This is a genomic window from Paralcaligenes ginsengisoli (genome assembly GCF_054781135.1).
Genome location: NZ_BAAGUZ010000002.1, coordinates 158438 through 177654, shown reverse-complemented (window position 1 = coordinate 177654; position 19217 = coordinate 158438). Strand labels below are relative to the sequence as shown.

Sequence of the window (19217 nt, the reverse complement as noted above, 5' to 3'; positions counted from 1 at the left end):
GGGTGTATGAAAAAATCATTGAACCTGCGCCAGGTCGAGGCCTTCAAAGCCGTGATCGAATACGGTACGGTCAATCGCGCGGCGGAAGCCTTGTTCGTGTCTCAGCCCGCGGTCAGCAAGCTGCTGATGAAACTCGAAGAGGCCACCGGCCTGGCCCTGTTCGAGCGCGTCAAAGGCAAGCTGGCGCCTACGCCCCACGGCATGCGTTTGTATGAAGAAATCGACCGTATATTTGTCGGTCTGAATCAGATCGAAGTGGCGGTGGATTCCATTCGCCGCGATGAGCAGAGACAGCTGCGCATAGGCGTTATGCCTGCACTGTCTGGTTCGTTCGTGCGCCGTGTCACCATGGACTTTCTCAAGGTCAATCCCGGCGTCCATGTGTCCATACAGGCACGCAGTTCGCAGTTCCTGGCGGACTGGCTGGTAGCCAGACAGATTGACGTGGCTTTGGTCAGCAATGCTGTCGAGAACCCCTATATTGATCGGGAGCCCATGCTTTCTTCGCCTCTGTTCTGCGCGCTGCCCCCGAATCACGCCTTGACGCAGAAGCGGGTAATCCGCGCCAGCGACCTGGACAACGTTCCTTTCATCACGTTTGAGTCTGGCAGCCTGACAGACAAACTGGTGAGGCAGATTTTCAGCGCCGAGGGGGCGCACCTGAATCTCGTGCTCAATGCCGTGACGGCGCCCACGGTGTGCGAGTTTGTGGCGGCGGGCCTGGGTGCGTCGCTGGTCCATCCTTTGTTTGCGGAATGGGTAGGCAAACGCATTGTTCTGCGGCGTTTCGATCCGGAAATCGTGGCCACTTTTCAGTTGTGCCGCGGGCGAGGCACCCGCAATGCAAACCTGGTCGAGTCTTTCATGAACGTGGCCCGGAGCGTGGCACAACAGGTATCGGATGAGTCGTTCCATAATGTGTGATGGCTTTCCGCTTACTTGGACTCGAACGTGGTCTTTTCGGTGATGGGCGGCGCCAGATTCAGCGAACCCTTCAGGTCATAGCCGTAGTGCACTTTGGCGGAATGAAGCCACACCTGCTTCAGGCCAAACAGTGGAATGCCGCAGACATCGTCATGAATCTTGCGCTGGGCGTCCTTCCAAAGCGCAAGCTGCTTGGCCGGATCGGGTTCGATACGGGCGGCGCGTATGCTTGTATCGGCAACCGAACAGTGCGAGAAGTTCGACATGGCGGTGGGCGAACCTATTTCCGACGCGGAGTCGAAGAACTCGGACAAATAGGCGTCGGCGTTCGGGAATCGGGCCGCGCCATAGAAGACGATGGCGCTTTGGTCTTTGCGGCTGCGCGCTTGGTAGGTGGCGTGGTCCACCACTTCCATATTCAGCTTGATGCCCGCTTCAGCCAGTTGCGCCTGCACGATTTCCATGATGGGCTGCTGGGCTGAAATGTTCGAGACTATAGACTTGAGTTCGATGCCGTTGGGGTAACCCGCCTCGGCCAGCAACTTCTTGGCTTTGGCTACATCGTGCACATAGGTACCCGCGCTGCAGTCATGACCCAGGTACCCTTCGGGCACCACGGAGCAGCCCTTGGTCGCAACATCCTTGCCCGCATACTTCACGATTTGGTCGACATCGACGGCGGCTGCGATGGCCTGGCGCACCTTGAGATTATCCAGCGGCTTGAAGTGGCGGTTCAGGTGCAGAATGCGGAATTCGGCCGGTTCAAAAATATCAACATCATAGCCACGCTTGCGTGCGCGCTCTACCCACCGTTGTTCGCGCTTGCCCTGGATAATATCCACCTCGCCCGAGTCGAATGCCAGTTCGCGGGCGCTGTCCGAGGGAATCATGCGGTATAGGATGCCCGCAACCTTCGGCTTGCCCCGGTAGTACTTGTCGTTGGCAAGCAGCTTCACATACTGCTGGGTAACATGCTCGCTGAAAGCAAAGGGGCCCGTGCCTATGGGCGAGGCACCGAACTTGGTGCCCAGCTTTTCGGCGGCCTTCTTGCTGACGATATTGCCGCCGTGGTAGTTCGATACGCGGCCCAGGAAGCGTGCGTCGGGGTACTTCAGGGTGATGCGCACCGTGTAGTCGTCCAGGGCTTCAACCCTGTCTACGCCGACGAAAGTCGATGCAAAGCTCGAACGCTTTGGGTCGGCGGCGCGCTCCAGGGAGTAAACCACGTCCGCGGCGGTCAGTTCGCCATAGCCGCCGTGGAACTGCACGCCCTTGCGTAAGTGAAAGGTCCAGACCTTGCTGTTGTCCGACACGTCCCAGCTTTCGGCCAGGTCCGGTTCGAGTTTGGTGGGATCGGCGCTGCCGGGCGGGAAGCGAACCAGCGCATTGAACATCTGGCTGACCACGCCCTTGTCATGGGTGGAGGTGGCGCGATGCGGGTCAAGCGTGGCGTTATCGGCCGCGCCGGAGCTGATGCGCAGCGTGGGGCGTTGAGTGTCCTGCGCGTGGGCCGGTGCCGGCGGCACGGTGCAGAGGCCAAGCGCGACCAGGGCCAGGGCGGGCAGTAGATTCAGCTTCATGATGTCTCCTCGATCCAGTTGGTTTAGTGCTGTAGTGGCACATGCTAGATTCGGGGAGAATATGAGTCAAAGTCCTTTATTTACATACCGTATTCAAAAAGGTTATAGAGTAGGTGGATTGAGGACTTTGTGGCAGGAGGCGATGAAAAATTTAAGGGTTTTTACTTAGGGGGACGATTGCTGGGAATTTAGGGTTAATCCTAGTTTGGAAAGCTGGATTCGCCTGTATTCACGCTTCAGTCAACCCCCGCTACCTGATTGCCATAAACGATTTCCGATACGCCACTCGCAATAGGCATCAAGGCATTTGCCAACGATGGCAAGACCGCCGTGGCGTACTGATGGCGGAACATGGTTGCACTGCACACATATTCCACGATTCGATCCGCATTGGACGAAACAGGAACGGCCAATGCTGTTACCGACCTGTTCATATACCCCTCGTCCAGCCCCCAGCCTACGCGCTTTGCTTTCCTGGCTTGTGCCATGAACTGGGCGAATGTCAGTGATCGATCCCATCGCAATTCATTGAAGATGGCTTCGCGCGTGGCGTCTTCCAGGCCGCTCTGCAGAGCCAGCACGCGTCCCATTCCTCCCATCAGTATGGGTAAACGCTGGCCTATGGGCATTTGAACATTCACGGCTGTGTGGCAGCTGGCAACGGCAACCAATTCCATGCGCGTCAAGGATTGCCGCTGCCAGATCGTCGCGGTGACTTTCCAGCGATCGGCGTACCCCTGCAAACGCGGCATAACTTCGCGCAGATCGACCGTTCGCGAGGCTGTCCGGTGCGCCAGGTTCACAAAACTGCTGCCCAGAACATAACGCTTTCCCGGGCCGATAAGATCGGCGCCCGCTATCCATCCCACCGCAAGCAGGGTTTGAACCAGATTGAAGCAGGTGCTGGGGTTGAGGCCAAGTTCGCGCGCGGCGTCCGCGGCACTCCAGGGCACGTGGCAGTTGGCCGCGTAGGTCATGAGCCGTGTGGCCTGAAAGGCCGCGCCCACCACCTTTCCAGCGGCAAGATCCAGGTCTTGCGGCGTGCGGGCCAGGGGGCCCGCTCCTTCGAATATCTCAGATTTAGTCATATTTATTTTCTATGGAGAATTTTATAATCTCATATAAGAATAACATTTGACAAGGGCCTCCGTTGGATTGAAACTTCCCTCATCAAAGAAGGCGCGGCGCGATCGGGCCGACAAAGAATGCGTGGAGGCAAGACAATGGGTAAGTTGGACGGTGTTCGCATTATTGACATGAGCAGGGTGCTGGCTGGCCCCCTGGCCGGTCAGATGCTCGCCGACCTGGGTGCCGAGGTGATCAAGATCGAGCAGCCAGGCACGGGCGATGAGGCCCGTCGCTATGGGCCGCCCTTTCTGGGGGAGGAAGACGAAGGCGGAACAGCGTTTTTCCTGGCGGCGAATCGCAACAAACGCTCGGTGGCCGTGGATTTTTCCAAGCCTGAGGGTAGCCGTATCGTGCAGCAGTTGGTGGCCAAATCAGACGTCGTCATTGAAAACTTTCGTGTCGGCACGCTGGCGCGCCACGGCCTGGATTATGCAAGCCTGTCGGCGCAGAACCCTGGGCTTGTCTATTGCTCGTTGACCGGTTTCGGCCAGTCCGGCCCATACGCCAGGCGCCCCGGCTACGACGCGATCTTCCAGTCCATGGGGGGCTTGATGAGCAGCATCGGCTACCCGGACGAGCATCCGGCGGGCGGGCCTCTGCGCACGGGCCTTTCCATTACCGATGTCATTACAAGCTTGTATGCCGATGTGGCGATTGTTGCGGCCTTGCACGCACGTGCGCATAACGGCGGCCAGGGCGATTACATCGATCTCGCGCTGCTGGATTCGACGGTGGCCACCATGTCGCATTACGCCATGCATTATCTTATCTCCGGGCAGATGCTTCCCCGCCGAGGCAACTCGGGTAACGGCGGTGTGCCATCCCAGGTCTTCAAGTGCCGCGATGGCTCGATCATGCTCACCGTGGGCAACGATGCGCAGTTCGTCCGATTTTGCCAGGCGCTGGGCTGCCCGGAATGGGCCAGCGACGATCGCTTCTCGGCCGGCGTCATGCGTATCCGAAACCGCGACACCCTGATTCCGATTCTGGAGGCGCATTTTGCCGAGCGCAACGCGGCGGAATGCCTGCAGGCACTGGTGGCGGCGGACATCCCGGCAGGTGCCATCAACAACATGGCACAGACCTTTGCCGACCCGCAAGTTGCTGCCCGAACATTGCGCGCGCCAGTGCGCGACGATGGCCGTGGCCCGCTCGATGTCATTGCGAATCCGATCCGGTTTACGCACGACCCAATCGACACCTATATCAGGCCGCCCCTGCTGGGCGAACACACAGACGAAGTGCTGGGCGGACTGCTTTGTTATTCGGCGGAAGATCTCACCCGGCTGGCCGGCACGGGCGTCATAGGTCGCCGCCCATCGGCTACAGACGCATCAACACTTTAATAGGTTAAAGAGGATATCTAATGACTATTCGCCTCACCGAGCAGCAACAGGCGCTTGTTGAACAGGTTAAACGCTTTGCCCAACGCGAAGTGCTTCCCTTGGAGCAAAGAGCAAGGAATGATCCCGACTACGGCTCCAGATTATTGGCGGCGCTGGGATCGGCCGGCATGCTCGGGCTCGATATTCCCGAGACCTATGGCGGCATAGGCCTGCCTCACCTGGATGCGGCCATGTGCATAGAAGAAATGGCTCGCCATAGTCTGGATGCCGCCGGTTTTATGTCGGCGGCCAGCCTGGGCCAGGCCTATTACATCTACGCGTTTGGCACGGAAGAGCATCGCAGGCGCTACTTGCCGGAAATCTGCGCCGGCAAGTACACGGTTGCCATCGGCATCACCGAGCCCGGCGCGGGCACTGCCTCGACAGCCTTGACGACGCGCGCGGCCATGGGTGAGCGCATTGTCATCAATGGGCGCAAGCACTACGTGTCCAATGTCCCCAATGCGGGACTCTTCATTATTTATTGCCGTGTCAGCAACGCGCCTCGCGCGAAAGGCATAGGCGCCATACTTGTCGAACGCGGCACCCCGGGATTTTCCATTGACCGGCTCAGCGAGAATATGGCCGGAAGCTACCAGGCGGACCTGCTGTTCGAGGATTGCGAAGTACCGGCCGGCAATCTGCTCGTTGGTGAAGGCGGGTTTGCCGAACTGACCAATTGCTACAACCTGGAGCGCTGCGGCGGCACGGCGCTGGTTCTGGGAACGGCCATCGGTGCCTATGACATGGCCCTGGAACATGTGTCGCACCGCGAACAATTCGGTAGAAGCCTTGTTTCCTTCCAGGCTGTGCAAATGCGGCTGGCAAACATGGCGATCCAGATCCAGGCCGCTCGGCTGATGCTGTATCACGCATTGGGTATAAGCGAGGGCTGGCCCGATGCGCAAGAGTCGTCGATGGTCAAGGTATTCGGCAATGAGACGGCCAAGAGCGTTTCGGACGAAGCCATCCAGTTAATGGGCGGCGCGGGCTACCTCAAAGACCTTGGCGTCGAGCGCCGCTATCGATATGTACGCGGCTATTCGATTGCCGGCGGCCCGCTGGATATCCACCGAACAATGATTGCAGGTTGGCTGGTGGGGCGCCGCTTCAGCCAATGGGCGGATGCAAGCACCCCGCTTTAGCAGATTGACGGCGCGATTGAATTTACAAACACAAAAGGAGACAAATCGTGATGAATTTAAAATGGAATCCCGCAGCATGTGTGGCGCTGGCGGCAGCCTTGATTGCCGGCAGTGCGGTGGCCGCTCCAGAGCGGACTAAAGTCACCATCGCCATCGGCACCAGCGTCATAGACGCCTCGCAGGCGAACAATACCTCTGTTCCCATCTACACGGGCTGTTGGCAACGCGAAGGCCTGGATGTGACGATCCAGCCGACCAACTCGTCCTCAGCCATGCAAGCCGTGCTCTCGGGTCAGGCACAGTTCGTGAACATGGGGCCGGGCGCCGCAATCCTCGCTCGGGCCAAAGGCGCGCCCATCAAGGCGGTATACCTGAACATGCGCCGCAACTTCCAGTTTCCGGTTGTACTCGCGTCCAGCTCCATCAAATCCATTCAAGACTTCAAGGGCAAGACGATAGGCGTGATTTCCTATGGTGCGCAGTTGGTGGAGATCATCAAGGGCATGCTTGCGGAGGCCGGCCTGGATCCCAATAAAGATGTTACCTTTGTGGAAACCGGTGCAGGCGCGCAAGCCATAGCGGCGTTGACCAGCGGCAGGGTGGATGTATGGGGTACCTGGGATTCGCAGATTGCAACGGCGGAGAACATGGGCATCAAGCTGCGCCGCTTCACCACCCCGGAAGCCGAGAAACTGGTTTTTGGCGGTTCCTACTTTGTGCGAGACGACTACGTCAAAAGTCACCCGGAAGTCATTGAGAAAGTGCTGCGCTGCGTGGCAGAAGGCTCCGCACTGGTGCTGGCCAATCCCGAAGGCGCGGTCAAGGCGCACTGGAAGGTCTATCCCAGCAGCAAGCCGACGAATCTGAGCGATGCGGAGGCCATGAAGCAGGCACTCAATCTGATCAAGGTTCGCAGTGAATTCCTTCGGCTTGAGCCCGGCATGCGCTGGGGTGAATTTCCTCCCAAGGCGGCAAAGGTGATGGTGGATTTCATGCGTGCCAACAAGCGTCTGAAAGGTGAGCTGGACCCCGAAACGCTGTATACCAACCAGTTTGTTCCCGCCATCAACAAGTTTGATCCGCAGTCTATCCAGCAACAAGCGGCATCGCTGGGGAAGTGATCCCGCGGTCTTCCGGAAGAGGTCCAGTCTATGCACAATCGAACTGCAACGCCGACGCCCATGGCGCGCCTGAGGGCACTGCTGGAAAGCCGATCCGCTGTTCCGGCCCCTGGCTGTCATGACCCTTTGGGGGCGTTACTGATCGCGGAGGCGGGCTTCGAGGCTGTCTCGCTGTCGGGGTATTCCGTGGCCGCAAGCCACGGCAAGCCCGATATCGGCTTGATCAGCGGAACTCAAATGGCTGCGCATGCCGGGGCTATCGCCGAAATAGTATCCCTGCCGGTGGTGGCGGATGCGGACACCGGGTACGGGGGCATCAGCAACATCGCCGAGACCGTAAAAGCCTATGAGCGCGCAGGAGTCGCTGCGCTGCATCTGGAAGACCAGCTCAACCCCAAGCGCTGCGGCGCGATGGCGTCAAAGTCCCTGGTTTCGGACGAGGAAATGTCCCAGCGCCTGCGCGCCGCCATTGCCGCCCGCGGCGAAATGCTGATCATCGGACGAACCGATGCATTGACCATCGCCGGCTTGCCGGAGGCCATCCGGCGATGCAAAAGCATGGCGGATAGCGGCGTGGATGCGGTCATGGTGCCTTCGCTATCTTCTTTGGAGGACATCGAGCGCGTCGTTCAGGCATCCCCGGTACCCGTCCTGCATACGGTAGCGGAAACCGTGCGGCCGCTTTATACCCAGTCGCAACTTGAATCGACGGGGCTGGGCATGGTGTTGTACTCGATTTCGCTCATCCAGGCCATCGTTCACGTGCAACGCGCGATCCTGTCCGAGTTGAAGCAGCGCGGCAGTACGGCGTCATTTGTCGATGCCATGCTTCCCCTGTCCCAGCTCTCTGATTTTCTCGGCGCCAGGCGCTACGCTGAATTCGAATCGCAAGTGCTTGCGAAGGCGGGGTAAACCATGGCAATGTCGCTGGCGCAAAAAATCCTTGCACGGGCAAGTGGAAAAGCCGTCGTGGAAGAGGGTGAAATTATCTGGGCCAAGCCAGACCTGGTCACGGTTCCCGAAGTGTCATTTCCCGCCTATGTGAAGCGCTTGAGGGATATAGGCATAACAAAGTTTGCCTATCCCGAGCGCATCGTCGTGGCCATCGACCATGAAGTGCCGGTGCACAGTCAGGCCGGCGCCGAGCGAAATCGCCTGACCCGGCAGTTGGCCGAGTCGTGCCGGGTGGGTCATTTTTTCGACGGAGAGGGCATCACGCATCCGCTCGTTGTCGAACGCGGCCTGGTGTCTCCCGGGATGTTCGTCGTCGGGGCGGACACGCATACTTCGGGCATCGGCGGAACCGGTGCGCTGGCCATACCCTTCGGCATGGAAGTGACCATGCCCATGGCCCGCGGCGACATCTGGATTCGCGTTCCGGGCACCGTGCGGGTACAGGTGAACGGAGTGCTTCCGGCCGGCGTCGGCGCGCGCGACATTGTATTGGCGGCGCTGAAACAGATCGATGAAGAGATGGCGAACTACAGGGTCATTGAATATGTGGGCGATACGATTCCCACCCTGTCCATTCCCGAGCGCATGACGATCGCCGGCCTGAGTATCGATTGCGGCGCGGAAACGGGCATTGTGCCGGCCGACGCCGCCGCTGTGCGGGCCTTGCGCGCGTTGGGCGTGAGCGATGCGGCAATACTCGCGGGCGATAGCGCGGCGCCGGTGCACCACGAGATCTACATCGACGCCAACCGCCTGGCGCCGCAGGTAAGCATTCCGCCCTCGCCCACGCAGGTTCGCGATGTGACGGAGCTGGAAGCGGTGCGGATCGACCACGCCTATATAGGCAGCTGTGCTTCCGGCAGCCTGGTCGAGCTGCAGGAGGCCGCCCGATTGCTGGACGGGCGTCGCGTTCATCCCGAAGTCCAGCTCCTGATCATCCCCGCCACACGCAAGATACATGAACAGGCCATGCAGGACGGCACTCTGAGTATCTTGATGCGCGCGGGCGCCCAGTTGGCGCCGTCCACCTGCGGGCCATGCTTTGGCGGGCTGGCACAGCTGGGCGCGGGCGAAGTCCGCATCAGCACAAGCACGCGGAATGATCGCGGCCGAATGGGCAGCCCCGACGCAAACATCTATCTTGCAAGCGCCCTGACCGTCGCGGCTTCGGCGCTTACCGGGCACATCACGGATGTGCGCACCTTCCTTTCTTCTCATGGATAGACCGGGCATGAATCTAGTTTACGAAGGACGATGCTGGAAACTGGACGCCGATGTTTCCAGCGACGAGCTGATCTCGGCGCGCCATGTGTTCGAGTACGACCCCCAGCAGCTGCGCAAACACCTGCTGGCGGAGCTGCGCCCCGCCTTTGCGCAGGAAGCCAAGGAGGGGGACCTCATCGTCGCCGGCAAGCGATTTGCGCATGGCAGCCAGCATACGCATCCCTTCCTGGCCATGAAAGCAATGGGGCTGGGATTGGTGGCGCACAGGCTTTTGCGCCCACCTTTTCGCCTGGCCATTTACTGCGGGGTTCCGCTGCTGGAAATAGGCGATGAGGCTTTGACAATGTTCGACGATGGAGACCGGATGCGTGTCGATTTCGAGACCGGCCAAATCAGCAACCTGAGCCGCAACCGGCAGGTTGAGGTAGCGCCCCTCCCGGCCTTTTTGTTGCAGATCGTTCAAGCCGGCGGCGGCTTGGGCTATTTAAGCACGAGCCACACCCGCTCCGCCTCAATGGAAGCCTCGCATGATTCCTGACATCAAAGATCGACACGCTGTCGCCTCCATGCCAAACCCGGCACAAGCCACGCCCCTGATTCAGATCGAAGGCCTGGAGAAATCCTATCGATCGCAGGACGGCGGCAGCATCCGGGCGCTGGGCCCCATAACGCTGGATATCCACGAAAAGGAATTCCTGACCATAGTCGGTCCGTCCGGATGCGGAAAGTCCACCTTGCTCAGGCTTTTGGCCGGGCTCATAGAACGAAGCTCGGGCAGCATTCGGATACGTGGCCAGGCGATCTTCGGCCCGCAGCAGGACATCGGTGTGGTCTTTCAATCGCCCGTGCTCCTGCCCTGGCGAACCGCGGTCGAGAACGTAATGCTGCCGGCCGCGGTAAACAAGCAGGACCCCACCCGCAGCAAGGCTCGCGCCCTGGACCTTTTGTCCATGGTGGGCCTGGGCGATTTTCATGCCAAATACCCGAATGAGCTGTCGGGCGGCATGCAGCAGCGCGTCGCCATTGCCCGGGCACTGATGCACGAGCCTTCCACGTTGCTGATGGACGAACCTTTCGGCGCGCTCGATGCGATGACCCGGGAAAACATGAACGTTGAAATTCGACGCTTATGGGCTGAAGCCGGGAAAACCGTGATTTTTGTGACCCATTCCATTCCAGAAGCGGTTTTCCTGGGAACCCGCGTCCTGGTGCTATCCAACCGGCCAGGGCAAATCGCAGAGATTGTCGAGGTCGACCTCGACGATGACCGCACACTGGATATTGTCGCGAGCGACGTCTTCGGTACCTATACGCGCCGCATACGCCGTCACTTCAATTCACATGGAGCTATCGAATGAGCGGCGCCAGCGTACCCAAGCACACCCGCGTTCCGCAGGGGGAACCCGCGAACAAGCAAGCCCAACCAGCGGCATTGGAGCCCTTGCCGTCCGACGACCCGCGTGGTCGTGGCAATTGGCTCGAATGGGTGTGCATACCGCTTTTATTTGTGGTGGTCGTCGGCGGCTGGGAGGCAACCGTAAGACTGCTCAAAATACCCATCTATGTCGTGCCGGCGCCATCGGCCATCTGGCAGTCATTGGTCAGGGGAATTTCGAGCGGACTCTTTATTTCCAATGGCCTGGTAACCCTGGGCGAGGCATTTCTGGGCTTTCTGGGTGCTTCCGTGCTGGCCATATTCCTGGGCAGTGTCATTGCGCAATCGCGATTCATGGAGCGGGTCATTTACCCGTATTTGATTGCAATTCAAACCACACCCAAAGTGGCTATCGCGCCCTTGTTCATTATCTGGTTCGGCTTTGGCATTTCATCCAAAGTGATTATTGCGGGAATCATCGCCTTCTTCCCTATTCTGGTGAACGTGATTGCCGGATTGCGTTCCACCGACCCGCAACGGATCGAACTGATGCGTTCGCTGCGGGCCTCTCGCTGGCAGATCTTCAAGATGGTGATGCTGCCCAGCGCCTTGCCCATGATCTTCGCCGGGCTTCAGGTCGCGGTGATCTTCAGCCTGCTTGGCGCGATTGTCGGTGAGTTCGTGGGGTCGCGGCAAGGGCTGGGGAACCTGATCATGCAGATGAATATCAACCTGGATACCGCGGGTGTTTTCGCTGTGCTGGTTTGCCTTTCCAGCATAGGGATCACACTGCACTTGATCATGCGTTGGCTGCAGCAAAAGCTGCTGTTCTGGGCTGATCAGAACAAGATTCCAGGCACCTGAACAATCCACGGATTCTATTAGGGAGGGAACGAATGAGCTTCAAAGTACGTAAACTGGGCTCCGCACTCGGAGCGGAAGTCATAGGGCTGGATCTTACGCAAACACTGGATGACGACACCATCGCCGCGCTGCTTGCCGCCTGGTCCGAACACCTGATTCTATTGTTCCGGGACCAATCCTTGACGCCGACGCAGCAGATTGCGTTCAGCCGGCATTTCGGCGAACTGGACGACCATGCAGCCATCCCGAAATTTCGCCATGCCGAGTACCCGGAGATACTGATGGTCAACAACCGCGAAGCGGCGACCAACAAGCGGCTGTCCGTCGGCCGCCAATGGCATTCAGACCTTTCCACGACCCTGCGGCCAGCCAAAGGGTCGCTGCTGCACGCCATCCAGCTGCCCGTGGTCGGCGGGGACACCATGTTCTGCAATATGTATCGTGCCTGGGACGGGCTGTCGCCCTTGTTGCAGGAATGGCTGTCCGGCAGGGACGCGATCCACGACATGACCATCGCCCGCGAGACACAGTTACAGCGTACGCATGCCGAACTGGAAGAAATCCGCCTGCGGAATCCCCGTGTCTATCAGCCCATCTGTCGAATTCATGAAGCCACAGGGAAAAAAGCGCTATACGTCAGCGAGATGACCACTTCCCAGATCGATGGCTTGACCAGGGAAGAGAGCCAACCTATCCTGGAATACCTGTATCGGCAAAGCACCGTGCATGAAAACGTTTATCGCCACGTCTGGCGTAAAGGCGACTCCGTGTTATGGGACAACCGCTGTGTAATGCATATCGCGCTGGCCGACTACGACGATTCTGAAAGGCGCACCATGCATCGAACCACACTGAAGGGCAGTCCGTCTGGACGCCTGGTCCAAGCCGCTTGAGCCCAATCGCCGACTTCAACCTTTTTTGGATAAGCTTCCGCCAGCCATGAAAATTCGTGAAATTGCCTCGGGGCTGCACTTTCCAGAAGGCCCGATCGCCATGGACGACGGATCCATTCTTTTGGTGGAAATTGCGGGCGGCACGCTTACCCGGGTGTCGGCAGATGGAAAGGTCCAGCGCCTTGTGGAATTGGGAGGAGGCCCCAATGGGGCCGCGCTCGCGCCCGACGGCAGCGTCATCATATGCAATAACGGCGGCATGCAATTTACAAGCCTGGGAGACGGCACCTTGCGCCCCGGGCATGAACCGGCAGACTACTCGGGCGGCCGAATCGAGCGTGTCGATCTCGCCACCAAACGAGTGGAACGCCTGTTCGATGCGGTCGAGGGCGAAAGGCTTAAAGGGCCCAACGATATCGTCTTCGACAAGCATGGCGGGTTTTATTTTACCGACCTGGGCAAGGCCAGGCCGCATAACCTGGATTGGGGCGGCGTCTTTTACGCACCGGGAATCCGGGCCGAACCCAAGGCCGTCGCCTATCCCGTCATGACGGCCAATGGCGTGGCACTGTCTCCCGACGGGGCCACACTGTACTATGCGGAAACCGAAGGGGCGCGCCTGTGGGCATTCGACATTGAAAGCCCCGGATGCGTCAGGCGCGAGCCCTGGCCATCGATGCAGGGAGGCCGACTGGTGGCGGCAGCGCCTGGTGGCCAGTACCAGCGTTTCGATTCCATGGCGGTGGATGTGCTGGGCAATTTGTATATTGGAACCCTGCTGCACGGCGGCATCACCATCATCTCCCCCGACGGGCTGATCTGCAAACACCTGCCTTTGCCGGATCGTTATCCAACCAATATGTGCTTCGGGGGACCGGATATGAGGACGCTGTACGTGACCTTGAGTGCCTCGGGGCGCCTGATTGCCATTGATGATTGGCCGGTGCCGGGGTTGAGGTTGAATTGATGGAGTGGGGGGCGAGGTAGGTGTTGATATGATTATTGGCCGGCGACTGGCTGCTGCTAGGACGTTTCAGTTGGTGCTTGCCGAATTGGTACGCCTTGGTGATGTGATAAGTCTTCCAGAATGACAATTTCTAAGGCCAAAAAGTCATCCACGTCTCGTTGACCGTTTGTACGTTCTCGGTAATTGCGGTCTCTGGGCCGACATCACCTTAACGGCAGCTATAGACAGCTCAACGAACAACAACTTGGAGACTTAGGTGAACGGTCGAAGGTGTTGAAGGGAATATCACCAGTAGCCGGTATTTGATACGGCATAGTTTTTGTAAAGTACTTTCATTTTACGATGTTCTTCTTAATACCGCCTCTTCTGGGTGTTCAATTGCGGAGAGGATATTTTCAGCAACCTTGTCCAGAAGTTTGCTACCCCAGAAAGGGTCCATCACGTCATAGTAGATGACGCGAATGTGCTTTAGATCGAATGGAATGTCGGCTTCGTTTGATGACACAAGAACAACTGGTTTCTCTAACGCATGAGCCAATCCCAACTCATAGAAGACATTTGGATTTCGTGTGGTCAGTTCTGCGACGAGAACTTTCGCGGCATTTATACCTGCCCATATTTGCTCAATAATTTTTCCTGTTCCAAATATTTCGGCGTCCGCTCTTACTGGACGCAAACCAGCCTTTTCAATGGCCGGTTTATATATTTTGGCGTAGTAGTCCCCAAGCGGAGACGCGAAAGGCATCATGACGAAACATGTGTCGCCAGCGTCAATCTTCACAGATTTTTCGAGCTTCTTTAACGTTGGAGACCGTGCGCCCGAAACGTTAGAGCCTTGAGAGACATCAAGTATCCTTAACTTTCCTTCAGTGTCGACTAGAAGTTCAGCCGCTTTTAGTGATTCGATAAAAATATCCTGAAACTCGAGAACTTTGTCAGCTGGAATAGCGAATGTATCGGTCAGAGCATTGTGAAAAAACTGGCTATCTGGAAGGTTCTCTCCGCGATAATGTCCGTAGACCTCCGATATAACGGGTGCATTCAGCACTGCTTCTCTCAAGCCGTCGAGCTTGTCTTGGGGATCCTGCGGACGTAATACACGCTTCGCACGGTCCGTTACAGCGATCTGCCCTGGGCTCGGCCGTTCGAGGAAGCCGTATTTAATGCCCGAGCTTACTTCTACTTGATAGGCACCTACAGATCCAACCCCCAAGAAAGTAGCCGACTCCTTGACCGTGCAAGCTTTCCCCGCATTCTGCTCGAGTATGGCTTTCGGTATTCGCAACGACTTATCAACAGCGTTTCGAGGATATTTTGCTGGAGCGGAGACGTTTTTTTCCCCAGATGCTTTAGCAATGGTTTTTTTTCTTGCAGGCTTACCTTGGGCGATTTTTTTGGCCACCATTATTATCCCTTTTTGCTTATATCCAACGGCTATGAAGCTCTACCAGCATGACGTGACATCGGAACCCTTGCAAATATCAGATAGAACTGATCGATGTGCCTAAAATATCAATTCATTAAGAGCGCTGCAATGAATGCGGCGTTTTCAAAGGCTAGTTGGCGCACGAAGAACAAAAGTCATGTGAAAAATTTTGCAATTTGTAAATGCATGTTATAGGAATCCCTTGTAGGCTGTCCAGCGTCACCTCTGGGTCGTGCCGTGCCTAAAGCTGCTGGCTTCGTCCGGATTTCTACACCATGGTCAGCTGAGTTGCTTATAGCTGTCGTTGAACTGACATTGGGCCAGTGGCGTCAATCGCGGAGGATATGACATAGGCTGTCGGCGCGTGAACGACTATTATCTGGGTTCATGCGACACGCAAGCGCCTGAATTGAGGGCCAAGGCACTGAATTCAGATGATGTTCAGGCCGGCCTGGGAAACTCTAGGTCGTAGTGATTAATAAGATGGTGGTTGCAGTAGCATGAGCCATAGTCAGCAATATTTCCTTCACTGCTAAGTTGAGCTATACGTGTGGCCATATCACATAAGAAATCAGTGAAGCCGATAATCATCTGGCTCAAGTTCACGTTGATTTCCTCCAGGCCTTTTTTTCCGTTTTTGGGCCTGACATTCATTAACAATGTAGGGAAATCGTCTCCTATTTTGGCTCTCACTGTCGTATTGAAATAGGAATGCTTGGCACTATTGTTGGCATCTGTCAGAGTCCTCAGAAAGCTATCGTTTTCCCCGATGAATAATTGCTTCAGCAGTTGGCGTTTACGTTTCAGCTCATCCTTTTCCTCTGTATTGAGAAGAAGGTTTTTATAGTTTGGCCAGTCCTTGAATGGCTTCTTGCTGCATAGCCATTGGAACGAATCTACATCGTAAAATCCTAGCTTTATGGTTTCGCTTCTGAACTGTTTATAGAAGTAGCTAACGAAAATATCATCAATCACCCGCCTCATCTGCATAAGAATGGCATCAATGCGGGAGTGGTATCTATAAGTAGCAGAACCATTTGTACGCTCTCTGTGACAGGTACGCCATTGATCCCAAGCGAGTTCCACGTTAGCGTTAATTTCATGGATTCGTTCTTTCAAATCCAAGCGGGCCATGCTGTTCGCCTTAACGCTTCGATCCCCTTTTGGGTATATCAGTTCTGTAAAATGCTCAACGCCGTTTAATGCAATGCTAGTATTGTTTTTTTGCCTAGCGTAAAAACTGATCAATGTGGGGCACGCGGTACTGTCCCGTCCTGAGTGGAAACAGGCCTCACTCCATACTAGCGGTGTGTGAGGCAACTGGTCGACAAAGCACCATTGATGTGTCGCAAAGTCGAAGATTGGCCATTTATTTGCTGGCCATAAGCCCCATGGTTTCGGAGACACCAGGGTCGCCTGATTCCGTCTTATTACTTCTTTAATGTTCTCGCTGACTACCATCTCGCTCCCAGCATATAAGCGATCGTCTGGATTAATGTAATGCAGCAATACGGAAGCTATTTTTTGTGCCATCTTGTCAATTGTAAAAAAATTCAATAAGTATCAATATAAATTGGGGGGAAGGGTTGGTCATATTGCCCGGTTTCAAGAGAGCATCCCCAAGAAGATGGTGTGTAATGAACTATATGTTGTTGCGCTTCAGGCACGAAGATAACGGTATATGCCGCCATCAACGTGTATTGCGTGTCTTTTTATGTTCGGCAGTCAGGGTGGCGCGTACATCCTGGGCGGCAATGCCACGCATTGGGCCCGCCTTGATGGTATCGTAAGCTGATGCACCTCATTGACTAACCAAGCGTGTATCGCCTTATCGCGGGCAGGCAATGCGCGCAGACCATCGCGGATCACTTCGCTTTCGCCGGCATATTCGCCAGAGGTGACTTTGCCGCGCACTAGCTGTGCCATCTCGGCCGATGTGCGTGAAGAGCCGGCAGGCTGTGACTACACATGATCATGTTCCAATGGTCGAATCTTGGCAAGCACATCAGCCAAAGCATCCTTGGCATATGCCTAGTCGTAGCTTAGCTGCAGGCCGGTCCAGAACTCATCAGAGGTCCCGAGTAGCGTGATAAACGCAGCCCGGTATCCACGGTTACCGCGCGCTTACCAGCAACAATCTCGCCGATGCGTCTTTGCGATACGCCGATCTCTTTGGCTAGCCGGTATTGACTGACGTTCATTGGCCTCAGGAATTCTTCCAGCAGAATTTCGCCAGGGGTGGGATAAGGTACGGTGCGCATGGCCGGCTCCTTAGTGGGTAATCCGCAATTTTCGGATAACTGAGCTTTTTGCGCGAGTACGAATAGGGGGCCGGCACATCAAAGTCTACTGTTATGCGAACGGTTATGGGAGCGATAGTGTCATGTGTAGACCGGTCACGCCAGCCGGATTGATCGACCCTGGCACGCTTCTGTTTCCCAAATTTCGCTTGATTTTATATCTTAAGATATATATCGTACGATATATTATCTTATGCAAGGACAGTCAAGATGAGACACGAACATTCCCATTCCCGGCCGGATTGCGAGGGCGGCGGTGCCGGCTTTCTTTCCCTCGATCGCTTTTCGCTGCACGCGCTGTGGCATGCCATAGGCCGCGGCCATCATGGTCACTACGGTCCGCGCGGCGGTGGTCCGTTTGGAGGCGCCGACTTCGGTTTCGGTTCGGGCGACGGGCGCATGCCGCGCGGGCGCAAGTTCACTTCCGACGATCTGCAGTTGCTGCTGCTGGCCCTGCTGGCGGAAGAGCCGCGCCACGGCTATGAATTGATCAAGGCACTGGAAGTGCGTTCCAACGGCTTTTACACCCCCAGCGCTGGCATGGTGTATCCGGCGCTCACGCATATGGAAGAACTGGATTATGTGACCGTGGAGGCGCAAGGCAACCGCAAGCGCTATGCGCTGGCCGCGGTGGGCCAGGCGTATCTGGCGGCGAATCGCGAGCGGGTCGATTTGATGTTCGCGAAGCTGGGGCACTTTGCGCGCAAGATGGATTCGGTGCGGCGTGCCTTTGCAGGCGAAGGTGGTTCGGACGATGTGTCGGACAACCCCGGTGGCTGGTTGCCGCAGTTCACACAGGCACGGCGTGCGCTGAAGCATGCGCTGCTGCTGCGTGATAACGCCTCGGTGGACGAGCAGCGGCGGCTTGCGGGCATTCTTGCCCGCGCCACGGCGGAGATAGAGTTGGTGGCTGCGCCTGCACGGGAGGGCAACGGCGATGAATGACATTGCTGCCTATCAAGCGGATTTGAGCGTCGTGCGCGTGCGGCATGCACTGAAGGCACGCTTGCTGCGGGTGACGCGTGTGCAGTCTGTCACGCCGCATTTGCTGCGCGTTACCTTGGCGGGTGGGGATATTGAAGGGTTCGAGTCGGCGTCGTTCGACGACCATGTGAAAGTGTTCTTTCCTGTGCCCGGGGAAGACAAACCGCTGATGCCGGTGTTTGGGCCGAATGGTCAGATCTTTTCCGCGCAGGAGCTCAGGCCAGTATCACGCGATTTCACGCCGCGCCGCTACGACGCTGATGCGGGGGAGCTGGATATTGAGTTCGCGCTGCACGGCACGGGGCCTGCCACACACTGGGCTGCACAAGCTCGGGTGGGGCAGTATCTGGGCATAGGTGGGCCACGTGGGTCGATGATTATTCCGACCGGTTTTGACTGGCATATGTTGATTGGGGATGAAACGGCACTGCCCGCGATTGTGCGGCGTGTCGAGGAATTGCCGGCGGGGACGCGGGTTATGGTACTGATGGAAGTTGGGCAGCCGGAGGCTCGGATCCCATTCGACACAAAGGCGGATCTTAGTGTGGAGTGGTGCTTTCGCAGCGAAGCCGAGTTTCCCGGCGCTGGCTTGTTGGCAACCCTGCGCGAGATCGCCATGCCCGAGGGGGAAGGGTATGTGTGGGCGGCCGGAGAATCCAGCCTGATCCGTGCCGCACGCCAGGTGCTGTGCGACGAACGCGGTATCGACAAGAAGCGTATTCGCGCAGCCAGCTACTGGAAGCGAGGATCGGACGCCGTGCATGAAACGATTGATGATTGAAAAAGCCTTTGTCGGATATTGGCCTGCAATGCAGGTCGCCAATAGCGATGCTCATCTGAAAAATCTGAGCTTTCTGATATTGAAAGAGGGCATTGCGCTTGCTCCGCATTATGACCTGCTGAGTGTGGCATGTTATGAGTGACCTGGGGTTTGACCATCCGTGGCG

19 protein-coding genes are annotated in these 19217 nt (G+C 57.0%); 14 read left to right on the top strand and 5 right to left on the bottom strand.

Going from position 1 to position 19217, the window contains the following annotated elements; genetic code table 11:
- Positions 1 to 6: 6 nt before the first annotated feature.
- Positions 7 to 924, top strand: a complete 918-nt coding sequence (locus ACYVIS_RS01010) for a LysR substrate-binding domain-containing protein (protein WP_232742396.1) — start codon at positions 7 to 9, stop codon at positions 922 to 924.
- Positions 925 to 935: 11 nt separating this feature from the next.
- Here ACYVIS_RS01010 and ACYVIS_RS01005 read toward each other — a convergent pair whose 3' ends face one another.
- Both ACYVIS_RS01005 and ACYVIS_RS01000 read right to left on the bottom strand, forming a co-directional pair.
- Positions 936 to 2504, bottom strand: a complete 1569-nt coding sequence (locus ACYVIS_RS01005) for an ABC transporter substrate-binding protein (protein ID WP_232742397.1) — start codon at positions 2502 to 2504, stop codon at positions 936 to 938.
- Positions 2505 to 2740: 236 nt separating this feature from the next.
- Complete coding sequence (locus ACYVIS_RS01000; RefSeq protein ID WP_232742398.1) at positions 2741 to 3592, bottom strand: IclR family transcriptional regulator; 852 nt, start codon at positions 3590 to 3592, stop codon at positions 2741 to 2743.
- A 135-nt stretch (positions 3593 to 3727) separates the two neighbouring features.
- On the opposite strand from ACYVIS_RS01000, the gene ACYVIS_RS00995 reads away from it, so the two are divergent.
- Genes ACYVIS_RS00995 through ACYVIS_RS00950 form a run of 10 tightly spaced genes read left to right on the top strand, consistent with a single transcriptional unit; the run spans position 3728 to position 13560 of the window.
- A complete protein-coding gene (locus ACYVIS_RS00995; RefSeq protein ID WP_232742399.1) occupies positions 3728 to 4978 on the top strand; it encodes a CaiB/BaiF CoA transferase family protein in 1251 nt (416 codons plus the stop codon).
- A 20-nt stretch (positions 4979 to 4998) separates the two neighbouring features.
- Positions 4999 to 6162 (top strand): acyl-CoA dehydrogenase family protein, encoded by a 1164-nt coding sequence (locus tag ACYVIS_RS00990; RefSeq protein ID WP_232742400.1) that lies wholly within the window; start codon positions 4999 to 5001, stop codon positions 6160 to 6162.
- A 50-nt stretch (positions 6163 to 6212) separates the two neighbouring features.
- Complete coding sequence (locus ACYVIS_RS00985; RefSeq protein ID WP_232744765.1) at positions 6213 to 7283, top strand: ABC transporter substrate-binding protein; 1071 nt, start codon at positions 6213 to 6215, stop codon at positions 7281 to 7283.
- Between the two features lie 30 nt (positions 7284 to 7313).
- Positions 7314 to 8195: an isocitrate lyase/PEP mutase family protein gene (locus tag ACYVIS_RS00980; protein ID WP_232742401.1), complete on the top strand. Its 882-nt coding sequence runs from the start codon at positions 7314 to 7316 to the stop codon at positions 8193 to 8195.
- Between the two features lie 3 nt (positions 8196 to 8198).
- Positions 8199 to 9461, top strand: coding sequence for a 3-isopropylmalate dehydratase large subunit (locus ACYVIS_RS00975; protein ID WP_232742402.1), 1263 nt, complete (start codon positions 8199 to 8201; stop codon positions 9459 to 9461).
- 7 nt (positions 9462 to 9468) lie between these two features.
- Positions 9469 to 9999, top strand: coding sequence for a 3-isopropylmalate dehydratase small subunit (locus ACYVIS_RS00970; protein ID WP_232742403.1), 531 nt, complete (start codon positions 9469 to 9471; stop codon positions 9997 to 9999).
- A 28-nt stretch (positions 10000 to 10027) separates the two neighbouring features.
- Positions 10028 to 10819 carry an ABC transporter ATP-binding protein gene (locus ACYVIS_RS00965; protein WP_232744766.1) on the top strand — a complete coding sequence of 264 codons (792 nt, stop codon included), beginning with the start codon at positions 10028 to 10030 and terminating at the stop codon, positions 10817 to 10819.
- On the top strand, positions 10816 to 11700 hold the full coding sequence (locus ACYVIS_RS00960) for an ABC transporter permease (RefSeq protein ID WP_460873023.1): 885 nt from the start codon (positions 10816 to 10818) through the stop codon (positions 11698 to 11700). The genes ACYVIS_RS00965 and ACYVIS_RS00960 overlap by 4 nt, the downstream gene beginning before the upstream one ends.
- A 32-nt stretch (positions 11701 to 11732) precedes the next feature.
- On the top strand, positions 11733 to 12593 hold the full coding sequence (locus ACYVIS_RS00955) for a TauD/TfdA dioxygenase family protein (protein WP_460873022.1): 861 nt from the start codon (positions 11733 to 11735) through the stop codon (positions 12591 to 12593).
- A gap of 46 nt (positions 12594 to 12639) precedes the next feature.
- Entirely contained in the window at positions 12640 to 13560 is a 921-nt protein-coding gene (locus ACYVIS_RS00950; protein ID WP_460873021.1) for an SMP-30/gluconolactonase/LRE family protein, read from the top strand.
- 337 nt (positions 13561 to 13897) lie between these two features.
- Here the strand turns inward: ACYVIS_RS00950 and ACYVIS_RS00945 are convergent, their stop codons facing one another.
- The 3 genes from ACYVIS_RS00945 to ACYVIS_RS00935 all read right to left on the bottom strand — a co-directional run bounded on the left by ACYVIS_RS00945 (position 13898) and on the right by ACYVIS_RS00935 (position 17247).
- A complete protein-coding gene (locus ACYVIS_RS00945) occupies positions 13898 to 14965 on the bottom strand; it encodes a hypothetical protein (RefSeq protein ID WP_460873020.1) in 1068 nt (355 codons plus the stop codon).
- Between the two features lie 462 nt (positions 14966 to 15427).
- Positions 15428 to 16543 (bottom strand): hypothetical protein, encoded by a 1116-nt coding sequence (locus ACYVIS_RS00940; RefSeq protein ID WP_460873019.1) that lies wholly within the window; start codon positions 16541 to 16543, stop codon positions 15428 to 15430.
- A 485-nt stretch (positions 16544 to 17028) separates the two neighbouring features.
- Complete coding sequence (locus ACYVIS_RS00935) at positions 17029 to 17247, bottom strand: HigA family addiction module antitoxin (RefSeq protein ID WP_460873018.1); 219 nt, start codon at positions 17245 to 17247, stop codon at positions 17029 to 17031.
- A 249-nt stretch (positions 17248 to 17496) separates the two neighbouring features.
- Here ACYVIS_RS00935 and ACYVIS_RS00930 point away from each other — a divergent pair, with 249 nt between their 5' ends.
- The 3 genes from ACYVIS_RS00930 to ACYVIS_RS00920 are packed head-to-tail and all read left to right on the top strand — an operon-like array spanning position 17497 to position 19193.
- The gene (locus ACYVIS_RS00930) at positions 17497 to 18231 is read left to right on the top strand and encodes a PadR family transcriptional regulator (protein ID WP_460873017.1); all 735 of its coding nucleotides are present in this window, start codon (positions 17497 to 17499) and stop codon (positions 18229 to 18231) included.
- Positions 18224 to 19051, top strand: a complete 828-nt coding sequence (locus ACYVIS_RS00925; RefSeq protein ID WP_460873016.1) for a siderophore-interacting protein — start codon at positions 18224 to 18226, stop codon at positions 19049 to 19051. The genes ACYVIS_RS00930 and ACYVIS_RS00925 overlap by 8 nt, the downstream gene beginning before the upstream one ends.
- Entirely contained in the window at positions 19044 to 19193 is a 150-nt protein-coding gene (locus ACYVIS_RS00920; protein ID WP_460873015.1) for a HipA domain-containing protein, read from the top strand. The genes ACYVIS_RS00925 and ACYVIS_RS00920 overlap by 8 nt, the downstream gene beginning before the upstream one ends.
- Positions 19194 to 19217: the final 24 nt, after the last annotated feature.